The organism is Pseudomonas sp. 05N434 (assembly GCF_056396965.1).
The window spans coordinates 1-17364 of the sequence record NZ_JBFTMK010000027.1 but is presented as its reverse complement, the minus strand read 5'-3'; the positions used below and the strand labels follow the sequence as shown (position 1 = coordinate 17364).

General features: G+C 60.0%; 18 protein-coding genes. 11 read left to right on the top strand and 7 right to left on the bottom strand.

Going from position 1 to position 17364, the window contains the following annotated elements; genetic code table 11:
* From AC1DLB_RS03360 to AC1DLB_RS03320, 9 genes are all read left to right on the top strand, one after another.
* A partial coding sequence (locus AC1DLB_RS03360; protein WP_477784603.1) for a gamma-glutamyl-gamma-aminobutyrate hydrolase family protein occupies window positions 1-379 on the top strand: 379 nt, incomplete at its 5' end.
* Between the two features lie 38 nt (window positions 380-417).
* Window positions 418-1776 carry a glutamine synthetase family protein gene (locus tag AC1DLB_RS03355; protein ID WP_477784602.1) on the top strand — a complete coding sequence of 453 codons (1359 nt, stop codon included), beginning with the start codon at window positions 418-420 and terminating at the stop codon, window positions 1774-1776.
* 72 nt (window positions 1777-1848) lie between these two features.
* On the top strand, window positions 1849-3213 hold the full coding sequence (locus AC1DLB_RS03350; RefSeq protein WP_477784601.1) for an aspartate aminotransferase family protein: 1365 nt from the start codon (window positions 1849-1851) through the stop codon (window positions 3211-3213).
* A gap of 182 nt (window positions 3214-3395) precedes the next feature.
* Window positions 3396-4490 (top strand): polyamine ABC transporter substrate-binding protein, encoded by a 1095-nt coding sequence (locus AC1DLB_RS03345; protein WP_018928634.1) that lies wholly within the window; start codon window positions 3396-3398, stop codon window positions 4488-4490.
* A gap of 238 nt (window positions 4491-4728) precedes the next feature.
* Complete coding sequence (locus AC1DLB_RS03340; protein ID WP_064621021.1) at window positions 4729-5826, top strand: polyamine ABC transporter substrate-binding protein; 1098 nt, start codon at window positions 4729-4731, stop codon at window positions 5824-5826.
* A gap of 61 nt (window positions 5827-5887) precedes the next feature.
* On the top strand, window positions 5888-7030 hold the full coding sequence (locus tag AC1DLB_RS03335) for an ABC transporter ATP-binding protein (protein WP_477784600.1): 1143 nt from the start codon (window positions 5888-5890) through the stop codon (window positions 7028-7030).
* Window positions 7027-7947, top strand: coding sequence for an ABC transporter permease subunit (locus AC1DLB_RS03330; protein WP_018928637.1), 921 nt, complete (start codon window positions 7027-7029; stop codon window positions 7945-7947). The genes AC1DLB_RS03335 and AC1DLB_RS03330 overlap by 4 nt, the downstream gene beginning before the upstream one ends.
* Entirely contained in the window at window positions 7944-8828 is an 885-nt protein-coding gene (locus tag AC1DLB_RS03325) for an ABC transporter permease subunit (RefSeq protein WP_477784599.1), read from the top strand. The genes AC1DLB_RS03330 and AC1DLB_RS03325 overlap by 4 nt, the downstream gene beginning before the upstream one ends.
* Before the next feature lie 218 nt (window positions 8829-9046).
* Window positions 9047-10144 (top strand): polyamine ABC transporter substrate-binding protein, encoded by a 1098-nt coding sequence (locus AC1DLB_RS03320; RefSeq protein ID WP_477784598.1) that lies wholly within the window; start codon window positions 9047-9049, stop codon window positions 10142-10144.
* A gap of 175 nt (window positions 10145-10319) precedes the next feature.
* On the opposite strand, the gene thpR is transcribed toward AC1DLB_RS03320, so the two are convergent.
* Complete coding sequence (gene thpR, locus AC1DLB_RS03315) at window positions 10320-10859, bottom strand: RNA 2',3'-cyclic phosphodiesterase (protein ID WP_477744461.1); 540 nt, start codon at window positions 10857-10859, stop codon at window positions 10320-10322.
* Between the two features lie 125 nt (window positions 10860-10984).
* Between thpR and AC1DLB_RS03310 the strand changes: the two genes are divergently transcribed.
* Window positions 10985-11179, top strand: a complete 195-nt coding sequence (locus AC1DLB_RS03310; RefSeq protein ID WP_018930099.1) for a hypothetical protein — start codon at window positions 10985-10987, stop codon at window positions 11177-11179.
* Window positions 11180-11192: 13 nt separating this feature from the next.
* On the opposite strand, the gene AC1DLB_RS03305 is transcribed toward AC1DLB_RS03310, so the two are convergent.
* Both AC1DLB_RS03305 and AC1DLB_RS03300 read right to left on the bottom strand, forming a co-directional pair.
* Window positions 11193-11546 carry a DUF1428 domain-containing protein gene (locus AC1DLB_RS03305; protein WP_018930098.1) on the bottom strand — a complete coding sequence of 118 codons (354 nt, stop codon included), beginning with the start codon at window positions 11544-11546 and terminating at the stop codon, window positions 11193-11195.
* A gap of 16 nt (window positions 11547-11562) precedes the next feature.
* Window positions 11563-12663, bottom strand: coding sequence for a hypothetical protein (locus AC1DLB_RS03300; protein ID WP_477784597.1), 1101 nt, complete (start codon window positions 12661-12663; stop codon window positions 11563-11565).
* A 370-nt stretch (window positions 12664-13033) separates the two neighbouring features.
* Here AC1DLB_RS03300 and AC1DLB_RS03295 point away from each other — a divergent pair, with 370 nt between their 5' ends.
* On the top strand, window positions 13034-13303 hold the full coding sequence (locus AC1DLB_RS03295) for a hypothetical protein (RefSeq protein WP_064618498.1): 270 nt from the start codon (window positions 13034-13036) through the stop codon (window positions 13301-13303).
* A gap of 18 nt (window positions 13304-13321) precedes the next feature.
* On the opposite strand, the gene AC1DLB_RS03290 is transcribed toward AC1DLB_RS03295, so the two are convergent.
* The 4 genes from AC1DLB_RS03290 to AC1DLB_RS03275 form a co-directional block, all read right to left on the bottom strand.
* Entirely contained in the window at window positions 13322-13954 is a 633-nt protein-coding gene (locus tag AC1DLB_RS03290) for a Vgb family protein (protein ID WP_064618500.1), read from the bottom strand.
* A gap of 50 nt (window positions 13955-14004) precedes the next feature.
* A complete protein-coding gene (locus tag AC1DLB_RS03285) occupies window positions 14005-15225 on the bottom strand; it encodes a helix-turn-helix domain-containing protein (RefSeq protein WP_477744462.1) in 1221 nt (406 codons plus the stop codon).
* Between the two features lie 100 nt (window positions 15226-15325).
* Window positions 15326-16495: a Gfo/Idh/MocA family protein gene (locus AC1DLB_RS03280; protein ID WP_477784596.1), complete on the bottom strand. Its 1170-nt coding sequence runs from the start codon at window positions 16493-16495 to the stop codon at window positions 15326-15328.
* A 25-nt stretch (window positions 16496-16520) separates the two neighbouring features.
* Window positions 16521-17364: TIM barrel protein (locus AC1DLB_RS03275; protein ID WP_477784595.1), on the bottom strand; the 844-nt coding region annotated here is incomplete at its 5' end.

Sequence of the window (17364 nt, the reverse complement as noted above, 5' to 3'; positions counted from 1 at the left end):
GGCCGGTCCCTTCATGGACCACCGTGAAGACGACAGCCTGCCGCTCGAAGGGCAGTACGCCCCCAGTCACCCGGTGCACGTCCAGCCGGGCGGTGTACTTGCGGGGCTGGGCCTGGCGAGCGACATTCAAGTCAACTCGATTCATGGTCAGGGCGTCGAGCGGCTGGCGCCGGGCCTTCGTGTGGAAGCTGTGGCGCCCGATGGGCTGATCGAAGCGGTCTCTGTAATCGAAGGCAAAGCTTTTGCTTTAGGCGTGCAATGGCATCCCGAATGGCAGGTAAGCTTGAATCCTGACTACCTTGCGATTTTCCAGGCATTTGGCGATGCCTGCCGCAAGCGCGCATTACAACGCGACGCCGATGCGTCAAACAACGCCTGACTTATAAAAGTCAGGAAACTCAAGCCTAAGAGGCATTTATGAGTAACAACCTCGACCAGCTCACCGATTGGTTGAAAGACCACAAGATCACAGAAGTCGAATGCATGATTGGCGACCTGACCGGCATCACCCGGGGCAAGATCTCGCCGACCAATAAGTTCATCGCCGAAAAAGGCATGCGCCTGCCCGAAAGCGTTCTGTTACAGACCGTGACCGGCGACTATGTCGAAGACGACATCTATTACGAACTGCTCGACCCGGCCGACATCGACATGGTCTGCCGCCCCGACCAGAACGCCGTGTTCCTGGTGCCCTGGGCCATTGAACCCACCGCCATCGTGATCCACGACACCTACGACAAGCAGGGCAACCCGATCGAGCTGTCGCCGCGCAACGTGCTCAAGAAGGTACTGAAACTCTACGCCGACCACGGCTGGCAGCCGATCGTGGCGCCGGAAATGGAGTTCTACCTCACTAAGCGCAGCGATGACCCGGACTACCCGTTGCAACCGCCGATTGGCCGTTCCGGTCGTCCGGAAACCGGTCGCCAGTCGTTCTCCATTGAAGCGGCGAACGAATTCGACCCGTTGTTCGAAGACGTCTACGACTGGTGCGAATTGCAGGAGCTGGACCTCGACACGTTGATCCACGAGGACGGCACTGYGCAGATGGAAATCAACTTCCGTCACGGCGATGCCCTGTCCCTGGCCGACCAGATTCTGGTGTTCAAACGCACCATGCGAGAAGCCGCACTCAAGCACAACGTGGCGGCGACCTTCATGGCCAAGCCCATGACTGGCGAGCCGGGCAGTGCCATGCAWTTGCACCAGAGCATCATCGACATCGAGACCGGCAAAAACGTCTTCTCCAATGAAGACGGGACCATGAGCCAGCTGTTCCTCCATCACATCGGCGGTTTGCAGAAATTCATCCCTGAGTTGCTGCCGCTGTTCGCGCCCAACGTCAATTCGTTCCGCCGCTTCCTGCCGGATACCTCGGCACCGGTGAACGTGGAGTGGGGCGAAGAGAACCGCACCGTGGGCCTGCGGGTTCCGGATGCCGGGCCGCAGAACCGTCGGGTGGAAAACCGTCTGCCGGGTGCCGACGCCAACCCTTACCTGGCCATCGCCGCCAGCCTGTTGTGCGGCCTGATCGGGATGCTCGAAGGGCATAACCCGAGTGCCCCGGTGGTGGGGCGTGGTTACGAGCGGCGCAATCTGCGCCTGCCGTTAACCATCGAAGACGCGCTGGATCGTATGGAAAACAGCAAGACCATCGAAAAGTATCTGAGCAAGAAATTCATCACAGGCTACGTCGCGGTCAAGCGGGCCGAGCATGAAAACTTCAAGCGCGTGATCAGTTCGTGGGAGCGGGAGTTCCTGCTCTTCGCCGTCTGATGCGCCGGGCGCGACAAGGGGCGTGATTGCCCTCTGACGTCGCGCCGTCACTGCAATCCAAGGAGAATTCGCATGACCAGCAACAACCCGCAAACCCGTGCATGGCAAACCCTGAGCAATGATCACCACCTGGCCCCGTTCAGCGACTTCAAGCAGCTGAAAGAGAAAGGCCCGCGGATCATCACCAATGCCAAGGGTGTTTACCTCTGGGACAGCGAAGGCAACAAGATCCTCGACGGCATGGCCGGTCTGTGGTGCGTCGCGATCGGCTATGGTCGCGATGAACTGGCCGATGCCGCCGCCAAGCAAATGCGCGAACYGCCTTATTACAACCTGTTCTTCCAGACCGCTCACCCGCCGGTGCTGGAGCTGGCCAAGGTCATCGCTGAAATCGCGCCTGAAGGCATGAATCATGTGTTCTTCACCGGTTCCGGTTCCGAAGGCAACGACACCATGCTGCGGATGGTTCGCCACTACTGGGCGATCAAGGGCCAGCCGAAGAAGAAAGTCATCATCAGTCGCAAGAACGGCTATCACGGCTCCACCGTGGCCGGCGCGAGCCTGGGTGGCATGACGTACATGCACGAACAGGGCGATTTGCCGATCCCGGGCATCGTCCACATCGCCCAACCGTATTGGTTCGGTGAAGGCGGTGACATGACGCCACAAGAGTTCGGTATCTGGGCGGCCAATCAGCTGGAAGAGAAGATTCTGGAAATCGGCGTCGACAACGTCGGTGCCTTTATTGCCGAGCCGATCCAGGGCGCCGGCGGCGTGATCATTCCGCCAGACAGCTACTGGCCGCGCATCAAGGAAATCCTCGCCAAGTACGACATCCTGTTCGTGGCCGACGAGGTGATCTGCGGTTTCGGTCGTACCGGTGAGTGGTTCGGTACCGATTTCTACGACCTCAAGCCCCACATGATGACCATCGCCAAAGGTCTGACGTCCGGCTACATCCCGATGGGTGGCCTGATCGTGCATGACGATGTGGTCGAGGTGCTCAACGAAKGTGGTGATTTCAACCACGGTTTCACCTATTCCGGGCACCCGGTGGCCGCGGCGGTGGCGCTGGAAAACATCCGCATCCTGCGCGATGAGAAAATTGTCGAGCATGTGCGAGCAGAGACGGCACCTTATTTGCAGAAGCGTCTACGGGAACTGAACGATCACCCGTTGGTGGGGGAAGTGCGTGGGGTCGGTCTGTTGGGGGCTATCGAGCTGGTTCAGGACAAGGCCACTCGCAAGCGTTACGAAGGCAAGGGCGTCGGCATGATCTGCCGGCAGTTCTGCTTCGACAACGGCCTGATCATGCGCGCGGTCGGCGACACCATGATCATTGCTCCGCCACTGGTGATTACACCGGCTGAAATCGACGAGTTGGTGACCAAGGCGCGCAAGTGCCTGGACCTGACCCTGAGTGCGTTGCAGGGCTAAGTGCTAGGCTCTGAGCGAGGTGCAATGTCTGCACTTCGCTCAGTGCAAACAAAGGATGGGGCTTTCCTTGAAAGCCTGCCTTGGATCTTGCCAGACTAACGGTTGTTCGGATGCCCTGTAACAGGCTGCTGAGCACGTGGTTAAAAAGAAAAACTGGAGCATTACCCATGAAGGCATTAGGTATGAAGATAACTGGCAAGACCCTCCTCGCCATGTCCCTGATGGGCGTGATGGCGGGCGCCGTTCAGGCCGACGATAAAGTGCTGCACGTGTACAACTGGTCCGATTACATCGCACCGGACACCATCGCGAACTTCGAAAAAGAGTCCGGGATCAAGGTGGTGTACGACGTATTCGACAGCAACGAAACCCTGGAAGCCAAGTTGCTGGCAGGCAAGTCCGGTTACGACGTTGTCGTACCGTCGAACAACTTCCTCGCCAAGCAAATCAAGGCCGGTGTTTACCGGGAGCTGGACAAGTCCAAGCTGTCCAACTACGGCAACCTGAACAAATCACTGCTTAAAGCGGTTTCCGTCAGTGACCCGGACAACAAACATGCCTTCCCTTACATGTGGGGCTCGATCGGGATCGGTTACAACCCTGAGAAAGTCAAGGCAGCACTGGGCGTCGACACGATCGATTCCTGGGACACCCTGCTCAAGCCTGAAAACATTGCCAAGCTTAAGGGCTGCGGCGTGAGCTTCCTGGATTCGCCGACCGAAATGCTGCCGGTCGCCCTGCATTACCTGGGTCTGCCAACCGACAGCCAGAAGAAAGAAGACATCAAGAAAGCCGAGGAGCTGTTCCTCAAGATTCGTCCTTCGATCACCTACTTCCACTCCTCGAAGTACATCTCGGACCTGGCCAACGGCAACATCTGCGTAGCCGTCGGCTATTCGGGTGACGTCCAGCAAGCCAAGTCCCGTGCTGCCGAAGCCGGTGACAAGGTGAAAGTCAGTTACGCCATTCCAAAAGAAGGCGCTGGCAGCTTCTACGACATGGTCGCAATCCCCAAGGATGCGGAAAACGTCGAGGGGGCCTACAAGTTCATGAACTACCTGCTGCAACCGAAAGTAATGGCTGACATCACCAACGCCGTGCGTTTCCCTAACGGTAATGCTGAAGCCACCCAGTATGTGAGCAAGGACATCACTTCGGATCCGGGCATCTATCCGACTCCTGAAGTACAGGCCAAGCTGTATGCGATCGCTGATTTGCCAGCCGCAACCCAGCGTGAACTGACCCGCAGCTGGACCAAGATCAAATCCGGTAAATAAGTAATAAACCCTGTAGCAGCTGCCGAAGGCTGCGTTGAGGTCCGAAGGACCTCCGCTTTTCGACAGCACAACTGCTTCGCAGTTGAACGCAGCCTGCGGCCGCTGCTACAGGATCTTCATAAAGTTTGCTGGAACGGTTTTTCGAGGGTAAGTTGCGCGCCGGTTTTGTTGTCAGGCAGCCATGGCTGTCATGTAGCGCGGGGCAACTTGGGCCCAACTAATTTTAGAGGACCTCCACTTGCCTGTTTTTTCTTTGTTGCGCAATGCCCTGCTGGTCGGCGCCGGGCTGACGCTTGCCGTCAGTGCCCAGGCCACCGGCACGGTGCATATTTATAACTGGTCGGACTACATTGGTGAGACCACCCTGGCCGACTTCCAGAAAGACGCCGGTATCAAGCCGATTTACGACGTATTCGATTCCAACGAAACCCTGGAAGGCAAATTGCTGGCCGGGCGTACCGGTTACGACGTGGTCGTGCCGTCCAACCATTTCCTTGGCAAGCAGATCAAGGCCGGCGCTTTCCAGAAGCTCGACAAGTCTAAGCTAGGCAACTATTCCAACCTCGACCCGGTGTTGCTCAAGCGCCTGGAGCAGAACGATCCGGGTAACCAATATGCCGTGCCGTATCTGTGGGGCACCAACGGCATCGGTTACAACGTCGACAAGATCAAGGCTGTGCTGGGGCTCGACAAGATCGACTCCTGGGATGTGGTGTTCGAGCCGCAAAACATCAAGAAGCTGCACAGCTGCGGCGTCGCGTTCCTCGACTCCGCCGATGAAATGATGCCCACGGTCCTCAACTACATGGGCCTGAACGCCAATAGCACCAACCCCGAAGACTACAAAAAGGCCGAGGCTAAATTGCTGGCGGTGCGGCCTTATGTGACGTACTTCCACTCATCCAAATACATCGCGGACCTGGCCAACGGCGATATCTGCGTTGCGATCGGTTTTTCCGGCGACATGTTCCAGGCCAAGGCCCGCGCGGCTGAAGCCGGTAAAGGCATGAACATCGCCTACTCGATTCCAAAAGAGGGCGGCGCGCTCTGGTTCGATATGCTGGCGATCCCCAAGGATGCGGCCAACGTCAAGGAAGCCCACGCCTTCATCAACTATTTGCTCAAGCCTGAGGTAATCGCCAAGGTCAGCGATGCCGTGGGCTACGCCAACCCAAACCCTGGGTCGGACAAACTGATGGAACAATCCATACGCACTGACGCGTCGGTTTATCCGCCGCAAGCGGTCCTCGACAAGATGTACGTGTCCATCGAGTTACCGCCGAACATTCAACGTTTGATGACGCGCAGCTGGACCAAGGTCAAGTCGGGCAAATAGCGTCAACCTATCCAGGTTCGCCACATTGAGCGAACTGCAAATTCTGTTGGGAGTTTCGTAAATGGCAGTTGCCTCCGGCGCCTATAAGAAAGCCCTCGAGGGCGACCAATCACCTAAACAGGTGTTGGTCAAAATCGACCGGGTCACCAAAAAGTTCGACGAGACGATTGCCGTGGACGACGTGTCCCTGGAAATCAAGAAAGGCGAAATCTTCGCCTTGCTCGGCGGCTCGGGTTCGGGCAAATCCACCTTGCTGCGGATGCTGGCAGGTTTCGAACGGCCCACGGAGGGGCGCATTTTCCTCGATGGCGTAGACATCACTGACATGCCGCCGTACGAGCGGCCGATCAACATGATGTTCCAGTCCTACGCCTTGTTCCCGCACATGACCGTGGCGCAGAACATCGCTTTCGGCCTCAAGCAGGACAAGATCCCGACGGCCGAGGTCGATGCCCGCGTGGCCGAGATGCTCAAGCTGGTGCAGATGAGCGAGTACGCCAAGCGCAAACCGCATCAGCTGTCCGGTGGTCAGCGTCAGCGCGTGGCCCTGGCGCGTTCGTTGGCCAAGSGGCCGAAGCTGTTGYTGCTCGACGAACCGATGGGCGCGCTGGACAAGAAGCTGCGTTCGCARATGCARCTGGARCTGGTSGARATCATCGARCGSGTCGGCGTRACCTGCGTSATGGTGACCCACGACCAGGAAGARGCCATGACCATGGCCGAGCGCATCGCGATCATGCACCTGGGCTGGATCGCCCAGATCGGCAGCCCGRTCGACATCTAYGAARCMCCGRYCAGCCGCMTGGTCTGCGARTTCATCGGCAACGTCAACATCTTCGAAGGTGAAGTGGTGGACGACGCCGAGGGCCATGCACTGATCACCTGCAAGGATCTGGACCGCAACATTTACGTGGGTCACGGCATCAGCACCTCGGTGCAGGACAAGTCCGTTACTTACGCAATCCGTCCGGAAAAACTGCTGGTGACGGCCGAAATGCCGACCTGCGAACACAACTGGTCCAGCGGCAAGGTGCACGACATCGCCTACCTCGGCGGCCATTCGGTGTTCTACGTCGAACTGCCGAGCGGCAAGCTGGTGCAGTCCTTCGTCGCCAACGCCGAGCGCCGTGGCCAGCGCCCGACCTGGGGTGACCAGGTTTACGTGTGGTGGGAAGACGACAGCGGCGTGGTACTTCGCTCATGAACATGCGCAAACTCAAACGCCGGCTCAATCGAATACTTCCCGGTGGCCGTCAGCTGGTCATCGGGGTTCCGTTCATCTGGCTGTTCATGTTCTTCATGCTGCCGTTCTTCATCGTCCTGAAGATCAGCTTCGCTGAAGCCGACGTGGCCATTCCGCCGTACACCGAGATCTACACCTTCGTTGACCAGAAACTGCAGGTGCTACTCAACCTGGCCAACTACGCGATGCTGGGCGATGACGAGTTGTACATCGCCGCTTACCTAGGCTCGCTGAAGATGGCGCTGTTCAGCACCATCCTCTGCCTGCTGATCGGCTACCCGATGGCCTATGGCATTGCCACCGCCCGCAAAGAGCTGCAAACGGTGCTGGTGCTGCTGATCATGATGCCGACCTGGACCGCGATCCTGATCCGCGTGTATGCGTGGATGGGCATCCTCAGCAACAACGGGCTGCTCAATGGTTTTCTGATGAGCATGGGCTGGATCGACGAGCCGTTGCAGATCCTCAATACCAACCTGGCGGTTTATATCGGGGTTGTTTACTCCTATCTGCCGTTCATGATCCTRCCGCTCTACGCCAACCTGGTGAAACACGATCACAGCCTGCTGGAAGCCGCATCGGACCTCGGTTCGAGCAACTTCAACAGCTTCTGGAAGATCACCGTGCCGCTGTCGAAAAACGGCATTATCGCCGGCTGCATGCTGGTGTTCATCCCGGTGGTGGGGGAGTTCGTGATCCCGGAACTGCTCGGTGGTCCGGAAACCCTGATGATCGGTAAAGTGCTCTGGCAAGAGTTCTTCAACAACCGCGACTGGCCGGTGGCGTCTGCCCTGGCGGTGGTGATGCTGGCAATCCTGATTGTGCCGATCATCCTGTTCAACCGCAGTCAGGCCAAGGAAATGGAGGGTAAAGAATGAAGCGCTTCCGTTTCTCGAACCTGATGCTGGTGCTGGGTCTGCTGTTCATCTACGCGCCAATGCTGATCCTGGTGATCTACTCGTTCAACGCCTCGAAACTGGTAACGGTGTGGGGCGGCTGGTCGATCAAATGGTATGTGGGCCTGCTCGACAACACGCAACTGATGGGCTCAGTGGTGCGCTCGCTGGAAATCGCTTGCTACACGGCGATAGCGGCGGTGGCATTGGGGACGCTGGCGGCGTTCGTGCTGACCCGCATCACCCGCTTCAAGGGCCGCACACTGTTTGGCGGCCTGGTTACCGCACCGCTGGTGATGCCGGAAGTGATCACCGGTCTRTCGCTGTTGCTGCTGTTCGTGGCCATGGCGCAGWTGATCGGCTGGCCGCAGGARCGCGGCATCGTCACCATCTGGATCGCTCACACCACATTCTGTGCAGCSTATGTGGCGGTGGTGGTGTCGGCGCGCTTGCGTGARYTGGATTTGTCSATCGAAGAAGCSGCCATGGACCTCGGTGCRCGGCCGCTCAAGGTGTTCTTCCTGATCACCATTCCGATGATCGCGCCATCACTGGCGGCCGGCGGCATGATGTCGTTTGCCTTGTCGCTGGATGATTTGGTGTTGGCGAGCTTTGTGTCGGGGCCAGGGTCGACGACCCTGCCGATGGAAGTGTTCTCGGCGGTGCGCCTGGGCGTGAAGCCTGAGATCAATGCCGTGGCCAGCCTGATTCTGCTGGCGGTGTCGATTGTCACGTTCATGGTCTGGTATTTCAGCCGCAGGGCCGAAGCCACCCGCAAACGAGCGATTCAGGAAGCGATGGACCAGACTGCCAGCGAGTCCTGGCAACAACCGAAAAAGCAAATGCTAGAAGCGACGGTCTAGTGCCACTGTCAAGTGAGCACTGACCTGTGGCGAGCGAGCTTGCTCGCGCTTGAGTGCGCAGCACTCACAAATAGGTATGGGTTGCCAGAATTTTGGGGCCGCTACGCAGCCCAGCGGGAGCAAGCTCCCTCGCCACAGGTAAGTCCGCTAGCCACAGGTTTCGTGTTCACCGCATTTTTGTTTTATGCGATTTGAATAAAAAGAATGGAGTTGTACCGATGAAAATGTTTGGCAGGACTCTGCTGACACTGTCCTTATTGGGCGCAATCACCGCTGGCGCCCAGGCCAATGACAAGGTACTGCGCGTCTACAACTGGTCGGATTACATCGCCCCGGACACCGTCAAGAAGTTCGAAGACGAGACCGGTATCCGCGTGACCTACGATGTGTTCGACAGTAACGAAACCCTTGAGGCACGGCTGCTGGCGGGAAAATCGGGCTATGACATCGTGGTGCCGTCCAACAGTTTCCTGGCCAAGCAGATCAAGGCCGGGGTCTATCAGGAACTGGACAAATCGAAGCTGCCGAACTGGAAGAATCTCAACCCGGTGCTGCTGAAAAATGCCTCGGCCAGCGACCCGGATAACGGCCACGCCTTCCCGTACATGTGGGGTTCGATCGGCATCGGTTACAACCCGGCCAAGGTCAAGGAAGTGCTCGGCACTGATGCCCCGGTGAACTCCTGGGACTTGCTGTTCAAACCGGAAAACGCCGCCAAGCTCAAAGCCTGTGGCATCAGCTTTCTTGATTCACCGACGGAAATGCTTCCGGCTGCCCTGCACTATCTGGGCTATCCGGTGAACTCCCGGGACAAGGCGCAAATCACCGAAGCCGAGGCGCTGTTCATGAAGATCCGGCCATCGGTGGCCTACTTTCATTCGTCGAAATACATCTCCGACCTGGCCAACGGCAACATCTGCGTCGCCGTCGGTTACTCCGGCGACGTACTGCAAGCCAAGGCCCGCGCCCAGGAAGCCGGCGACAAGGTCAAGATCGAGTACAGCATCCCGAAAGAAGGCGCCGGCAGCTTTTACGACATGGTCGCCATCCCTCGGGACGCCGCCAACGTCGACAACGCCTACCTGTTCATGAACTTCCTGATGCGCCCGGACATCATCRCCGAAGTCACCAACAGCATCGGCTACAGCAATGCCAACGCGGCGGCCACGCCGTTGGTGGATGAAGCGATTCGCGACGACCCAGGGTCGTATCCGCCGCAAGCGGTGATGGCGACGTTGTATGCCATTCCTGACATGCCAATCGCCACCCAGCGGATCATGACCCGGGGCTGGACGCGGGTGAAGCTGGGCAAGTAATCCCGCCTCACTGATCGTCCCCATGCTCCGCGTGGGAACGATCATCCATTACAGCTTTCTCTTTTCCGTTCACGCAGCGCCTTACCACCGCTGCACTCCTCTCTGCAGAACGGCTTCACCTGGCTTCCTCGGTTTAGGTGAATTCAGGCGCCCTCGGGCGCCTTTTTTTGTGGGCTTATGAAGCGACCAGCGGCCACTCGGCCAACGCTATGTATCGGCCTTTATGGGACTCGAACAGGCTGAATCGATCGGCGCGCAGGTAAAACTCGGGCGGCGTCGCGGATTCGGGGACCGGCGCCCGGTAGTCGCGCATCAGGGTCAAATGCGGGCGGAATTCCCGATGGGTGTCTTCAAAACCGAACGGCAGCATGGCCTGCTCCAGCGCATACACCAGGCGCAGCAGCTCCGGTGCCGCCTGCGCGGGCGCCAGCAGCAACACCCCGGAGCGACGCCAGACGTCCAGCCGATCCAGCACCACCGTCAACGGCACGCCGGACGTGCGGATATTGGCGGCGGCCTTGCAGACACCGGCTATTTGCGCCATGCCCACCGTGCCGAGAAACAGCAGGGTCAGATGAAAGTTTTCCGCCGGCACCGGGCGCCCGACGTTGAGCCCCAGCGCGCTGCGCCATTGGGCGATGGCCCGGCGTTGTTCGGGAGCGCAGTTCAGGGCGAAAAACAGCCGTTTGAACGGCTCGCGGGTTTCATCGCTCATGTCTGGCACCTCAATGCTCGGGGACCCTTTGATTTTACAAAGGGATACCCCGCCAGCAAGCCCATTTCTGGCACCTGCCGGCATGCGCGTTATAGTTGAAGCAACCGAATCGACGGGAGGACGCCATGCGTCAGGTCATCAGCAAAGAGCCATGGTGGGCCGTACCACCGAAGCCCGGCCAGGATGAGTCCGAGCTGGAATGGGGCTGGCTGGTTCATTACAACGAAGGCGAGCCGCGCTTCGAGTTCATCAAGGAGCGGCCGTCGGACAGCGAGATTCGCAATCGCAAAAGCTGCAGGATCACCCCGACGCCGGAGTGATCCTGCCGCCTCTTCAGGCTTTGACGAGCATTTCGAAACCGCCAAAAATCGCCCGCTGGCCGTCGAACGGCATCGGATTGACGTCCGGTTGCATCCGCGGATCGCTCATCAGTTTCGCCATGCCGGCGTCACGGGTGGCCTTGTCCGGCCAGACGATCCAGGAAAACACCACGGTCTCGTCTTCCTTGAGTTTGACCGCCATGGGAAACGACGTCACTTTGCCATCAGGCACGTCGTCGCCCCAGCATTCAGCGAGGCTGAGCGCGCCGTTTTCCTTGAAAATCGCGGCGGCGGACTCCGCGTGTTTCTTGAACTTTTCGCGGTTGGCCTTGGGCACCGCTGCGACGAAGCCATCAACGTAAGCCATGATCATTCTCCTCGGGTTATGGGTTGATCTGCTGGGTAGTCGATCCAGCGTGGCTCCAATCGACAGTTCCCGCACCCAAGCCGACCGACGGTTCGACGGGCTGAGCAACAGGTTGTGCAACAGGCTGGGCCAGGGACTGGGCCAAGCCGCCTTCGATTTGCCCGGCCATGTACAGCGTTCCGGCCATGACACCGGTGGTAGGGTTTTGCACCAGCTTCAGCCACGCCTTGTCGAATGAGTCGCCCAGGCTGCTGCGGATCAGCGCCTCGCTATCGGGTCGGTCGTTGGCTTGAATAACCGCACGCACCCCCGCCACTCCCAGGGAAATCACCGCCCCGGCCAGTTTCCCCGCCGCTGCCGCCACGGCACCAGCCGCGCCTCGTGGGGCCATTTCGGCTTCCATTCGTTTACTCGCGCGCTTGGCCACTGGCGTCATGCCGGCGTCCGTCGAGGCAATGCCCTTCTCACCGCCTGCCGTGTGGATCTTGTCGATCAACGCCGCGTAGGCCGGCAACTTAGTCAGCGGTTCACTGTGCACCACCTGATACAGCGACGCGTCACGGGCGGGCGGCGGTCCCAGCGAAATCGCCGGAATTTTCTGGATACGGTCGTTGAGCTGCGCCATCGGCACGCCATGACGCTGGGAGATGACCTGAAGTTGCTGGCCGAGAGCTTGCACGTAATACGCTGTCGCCTGCCCGAGGATCTCGTCGGGATCGATCTCCACCGCTACCGGGTCCAGCACTTTGTGGTGATATTGCTCCAACAGATAGGCCGCCAGGCGTTTGGCCGAGGCATCCTGCTCACCCCCGGCACTGAGGGTGTACCAGCTGACCTTCATCGACAGCCATTCCTKGGTCCAATAGCTGCTGAACCACGGAATGAAGACTTCTTCGGTCTGTTCGTAAACCCGCGTGCGCCAATGCTCCATGGATCCGCGGGCATAGACCCTGGCCTGTTCGGTGGCCTGCTGCGAAGCCGCGACAATTTCCTGGTCAACCTGCTGCCAGGTGCTCTGGGAAACCACTACCGGCGCCACGACTACCGGGGCACGCGCAGTCGTTACGCATCCCGCCAGTACCACCAACACAGCGACGATCAGCGAACGCAGGTTCAAGATCGCAGTGTCCTACAGTCTGCGTCGAACGGAGCGTTCGACGCGTAAAAGCATGTTGATTTGAGTATAGGTCGGGGCTGGGGGCCGTCCGTCAGGAAGTGTGATAGCGCCCTCAAAAATACCTGCGCGAGCAGACCCGCAAGTCCATCGAGGAACGCCACCATCATCCACGTCGATATTCACCATCGCCGCGAATGCCTTCCGCAAAAAAACCGTCAGGTGCAGGATCAACTCATCGCCACTCAAACCCCGCATCGGAGGGGCAGACCATGTTGATCCACCTTCTGACCTGCCTGGCCCTGACGGCCATCACCCTGACCCTGTTTTCCCGCCTGGTGCTGGATATCGGTCAAACCGAGGAGCCGACATCATGATCTATTCCGTCAACCTCGCCGTGAGCTTTCCGGTGTTCGGCAGCAACTACTATTCGCAACAGGTCGTCTCTCGCAAAGCCGTCGCGCTGGTGTTCGACAAGCAATTCGAAACCTTGCTGATGCCGGCGGCCACCCACCACTTCAGTAACGAAGTGGTGGGGCTTAACGATCAGTTCCGCTTTTTGAATGATGTGCTGGTTGAGCATCTGCTGGAAATCGAGATGACTCAGCGTCCTTCACGCTCGGCGCAAGCGTTCACCTTCTGACGGGCTGGGTGCAGCCTGTCATTCTGGCCGGCGCACGGCTCTCACCTTCCCGCTGTTGCCGCCGCCACAGAAAAACCGGTCGTGGCCATCGAACTCAAGCCCCGACACGCCGACGCCAGCTGGCATCTGGACACTCTCCAGCACCTCGCCCGTGGCCGGATCGACTCGTCGCAGCTCGCTCTCGTCACCTTCCCAGGTGCCATGCCACAGATCACCCTCGACCCAGGTCACCCCGGTAACAAAGCGGTTGGATTCGAGGGTGCGCAGCACCGCTCCGGTCTGGGGATCGACCTGATGGATCTTGCGCTCGCGATACTCACCGACCCAGAGCGTGCCTTCGGCCCACGCCAGCCCCGAGTCGCCACCGCCACCGGGTGCGGGGATGGTGGAGAGCACGCGGCCGGTCTGCGGGTCGATCTTCTGGATGCGATCCTCGGCGATCTGAAACAGATGCTGGCCATCGAAGGCGGTGCCGGCATGGGCGGCGACATCGATCGATTTCAGGGTTTTGCCGCTGGCCGGGTCCAGGGCGTTGAGTTTGTCGCCGGAGGCAAACCAGACACGCTGACCGTCATGGGTGACGCCGTGCACATGGTCGATGCCCGGAAAAGGCCCGTATTCGCGGATGATTTCAGCCGTTGAATGTTTCATGTCTTGCTCCTCGTTTACTGACTGCGTTCACTGGGGTAGTGAAGAGGATGCTAATCACTGGGCAGCAACGCCGTGAGTAACAATCCCGTCGCGAATCCAGGTACCGGCGGGAGCATCCAGCGACGAGCCCGACCGTGACCGAACGACTGCACCTTGCCGGTCGCCGCCAGTGTGTCGAGGGCTCGTTGCACGGTGCGCTGACTGGCGCCGAGCACCAACGCCAGGGCCGAACTCGACCACGACTCACCGTCGGCGAGAAAAGCGAGCAGCGTCGCATGCTGTTCTTCGACAGGCCGCGCCAGCACCACGACGTCAGGCGCAACCCGTGGCACCAGTGCAAACCCTCGTGGGGTCGCGATCACGTCGGCAATCAAGTGCAGCGCCCCGCGCAGCCGCCCGAGTTCGACGCGCAACCGTGCGCGATGGGACTCATCCGCGTGCTTCATCCGAAAGGCTCGCGCAATCAACGTTTCCCTCGGCACGTCGGCCGGCCACGCTTCGCCCAGCGCCCGGGCGAGCGCGAACAACACCGGACGCCGGGCGAGCGAAACCGACGCGTCTGCGTCGCGCACCACATACCGGCAAGCGTCCACCACCAGCGTGGGGGATGCCAATAACGCTTCAATCTCATCGAGCAGCAGCGGCTGTTCCTGCCCACCGATAATCAGCCGCGCCGCTGGTGTATCGAGGATATGCCTGGCGCTTTCGACCTCGGCGGTGAGTGCCGCAATGCCCGCGTGCTGCGCAGCATGCCCGGCCCGCTCAAGTGCCGCGCGCGCCGCTTTCGTTTGCAGACGACGCATGGCGATGCCCGCCAGAACCAGTTCGTAAGCAGCCCTCGACGCGGGCAGTAATGGCGTCGGGTCGAGTTCGGCGAGACGGCCCTCGGCCTCGTCGAGATGCCCGATCAGCAGCAAGCGGCGAATCTCGAGATAGCGCGCATGGGCGGCGTTGACCCAATCGCCGTGTGCCTGAAGCGTCGTCCGTGCGGTGTCGAGCGCCTTCACCGGCCAGTTCAGGTCACGGGAGGCGAGCGCGATCTCGGCCTCGGCAACAACACACCGCGCGCGGGCCAAGGCCTCCTTCGCACCGAACGCCCGCGCGGCACTTCGCACCAGCGCCTTCGCCCGCACAAGGTCACCCAGTTGCGCCATCGCGATGCCTCGAAGCGCGAGTGCAGGCGCGTCGTTGCGCAAGGCGATGCGGTTCAGCGCGCCGAGCGGATCACCCGCCGCGAGCGCACGCGCTGCTGCGGTGATCAGCGAATCCATGTGAATTGCGCCACTTGTGACCCCCACCGTCCGATGTCCGCTGATCAGTCTATCTCACGACTGCTCAGCCGCACGCCGATCCGCCAGGGGCACCCGTGACTCAGTAATCGACCCACACCCCACCCAGGTCCRCAGAATGGACGCAGCGCTCGACCCAGCGCACGCCTTCGACACCGGCATTGATGTCTGGATAACGCAGCGTTGCCAGTTGTTCATGATCACCACGGTTGGCGGCGTCCATGGCCAAGGCGAAACGGTAATAGAGGTTGGCCCAGGCATCGAACAGCCCTTCCGGGTGCCCGGCACCGATCCGGTCATCAAGCAACGCATGGGGATGCAGATAACCCATCCCGCGCTCCAGCACCTGGGCAGGTTTACCCTGGACTTCGAATGACAGCTGGTTCGGCCGCTCATCCCACCATTCAAGGCTGGCCCTGGAGCCGATCACCCGAATTTTCTGGCCATGCATGGATCCGGCGTTCACCGCGCTCGACCACACACTGCCCATGGCCCCGCCTTCGTATTCCATCAGTGTGTAGGCGTTGTCCTCGAGTGGTGCGCGGCTTTTGACAAAGCTCTGGCGTGTGCACAACAGCCGTTTGATCTTGAGCTCGGGCAGCATGACTTCCGACAGGTACAGCGGATGAGTGCCAACGTCTCCCAGCACATAACTGGGGCCAGCGAGGCGCGGATCGACCCGCCATTTGGTCGCCTCGCTCTGCGCCTCGACCGCCTCACAGTGGAAGCCATGGGCAAACTGCATGTGCACCATGCGCACCTCACCCAACTCACCCTGGGCGATCATTTCCCGCGCCTGCTCGATCAACTGGTGCCCGGCATAGCCGTAGGTCACCCCCACCACCCGGTTTCGCGACAACGCGATTTCACGCAGGGTTTGCGCCTCCTCGAGGGTGAAGCACAGCGGCTTTTCACAGACCACATGCAGCCCCGCTTCCAGAGCGGCCTTGGTGATTTCAAAGTGAGTGCCATTGGGCGTCGCCACGGAAATGGCCTGGATACCATCCGCCCGCCCGGCTTCGCCCTCAATCAGGCTGCGATAGTCGCCGTAGCAACGCTCGGGGTCGACCCCCAGTTGCACACCGAAGTCGCGACCGCGTTGCGGGTCCAGGTCGAAGGCACCGGCCACCAGTGCAAACGACTGGTCACGCAGGGCCGCCGAACGATGGATGTAGCCGATCTGACTGTCACACCCGCCGCCCACCATCGCCCAGCGGATTGGTTGAGGAATTCGCTTGCTGCCATTGATCATCGAAAAGTCCTTCGCATGAGAGAAATCAGAAACCCGCCCGGGACAGGTAGTCACGGCTGGCAGCCACGTCGCGCAGACTGCCGTGGGCGTTACGTGGATCACGTTCTTGCTCGACCGTGATGTAACCCTGGTAACCGATCTCGGTGATCAGCTCGCGCAAGGCGCCGTAGTCGATGACACCCTGGCCGATCGGGCACATCACGCCTCTTGCGCACGCGGCGAAGAAGGTGATGTGTTCGCCCAGCACTTGATCGAACACGGCCTGATCGATGTCTTTGAAATGCAGGTAATCCACGCGGTCCGCGTACTGGCGCAGGGTCTGCACCGGGTCCATACCGGCGTAGTACAGATGGCCGGTGTCCAGACACAGGCCAGCCACTTCGTAGGGGATGTCTTCGACCAGTCGGGCCAGCTCATCGGCGAACTCGATGTAGCCCCCGGCGTGCGGATGAATCACCGTGCGCACACCGAATTCCGTCCACGCCAACTCGGCGATGGCGCGGATATGGGCCATCATGCCCCGCCAGGCATCGGGCGCCAGGCGCGGCGCGCGGTCAGAGTGGCCAGCGGCGTAGTCACGCTCCTCATGCCCCCAATCGATGACCACCAGACACGGCATGGCGAAACGTTGCCCCGGCTCCAGGGGAATTGCCRGCAACTGCTTGAGCAATGCGCAGATATTACGGGTTTGATGCAGCAGGCTGGGCAGGTTGGCGGGATCGACCAGATTGTCGAACACCGTGCCGGCCACCACGTGCAGGCCGTGTTTGACCAGCACCGAGCCCACCGCATCGGCGTCCAGTGGCAGGTAACCGTATGGCCCCAATTCGATGCCGCGATACCCCGCTTGCGCCGCTTCGCCAAGAACC

Coding starts and splice junctions, on each gene's coding strand:
- AC1DLB_RS03305 (WP_018930098.1), bottom strand. CDS start 11,546: ATGGCTTACGTTGATGGCTTCGTCGCAGCGGTGCCCAAGGCCAACCGC.
- AC1DLB_RS03345 (WP_018928634.1), top strand. CDS start 3,396: ATGAAGATAACTGGCAAGACCCTCCTCGCCATGTCCCTGATGGGCGTG.
- AC1DLB_RS03310 (WP_018930099.1), top strand. CDS start 10,985: ATGCGTCAGGTCATCAGCAAAGAGCCATGGTGGGCCGTACCACCGAAG.
- AC1DLB_RS03295 (WP_064618498.1), top strand. CDS start 13,034: ATGATCTATTCCGTCAACCTCGCCGTGAGCTTTCCGGTGTTCGGCAGC.
- thpR (WP_477744461.1), bottom strand. CDS start 10,859: ATGAGCGATGAAACCCGCGAGCCGTTCAAACGGCTGTTTTTCGCCCTG.
- AC1DLB_RS03290 (WP_064618500.1), bottom strand. CDS start 13,954: ATGAAACATTCAACGGCTGAAATCATCCGCGAATACGGGCCTTTTCCG.
- AC1DLB_RS03285 (WP_477744462.1), bottom strand. CDS start 15,225: ATGGATTCGCTGATCACCGCAGCAGCGCGTGCGCTCGCGGCGGGTGAT.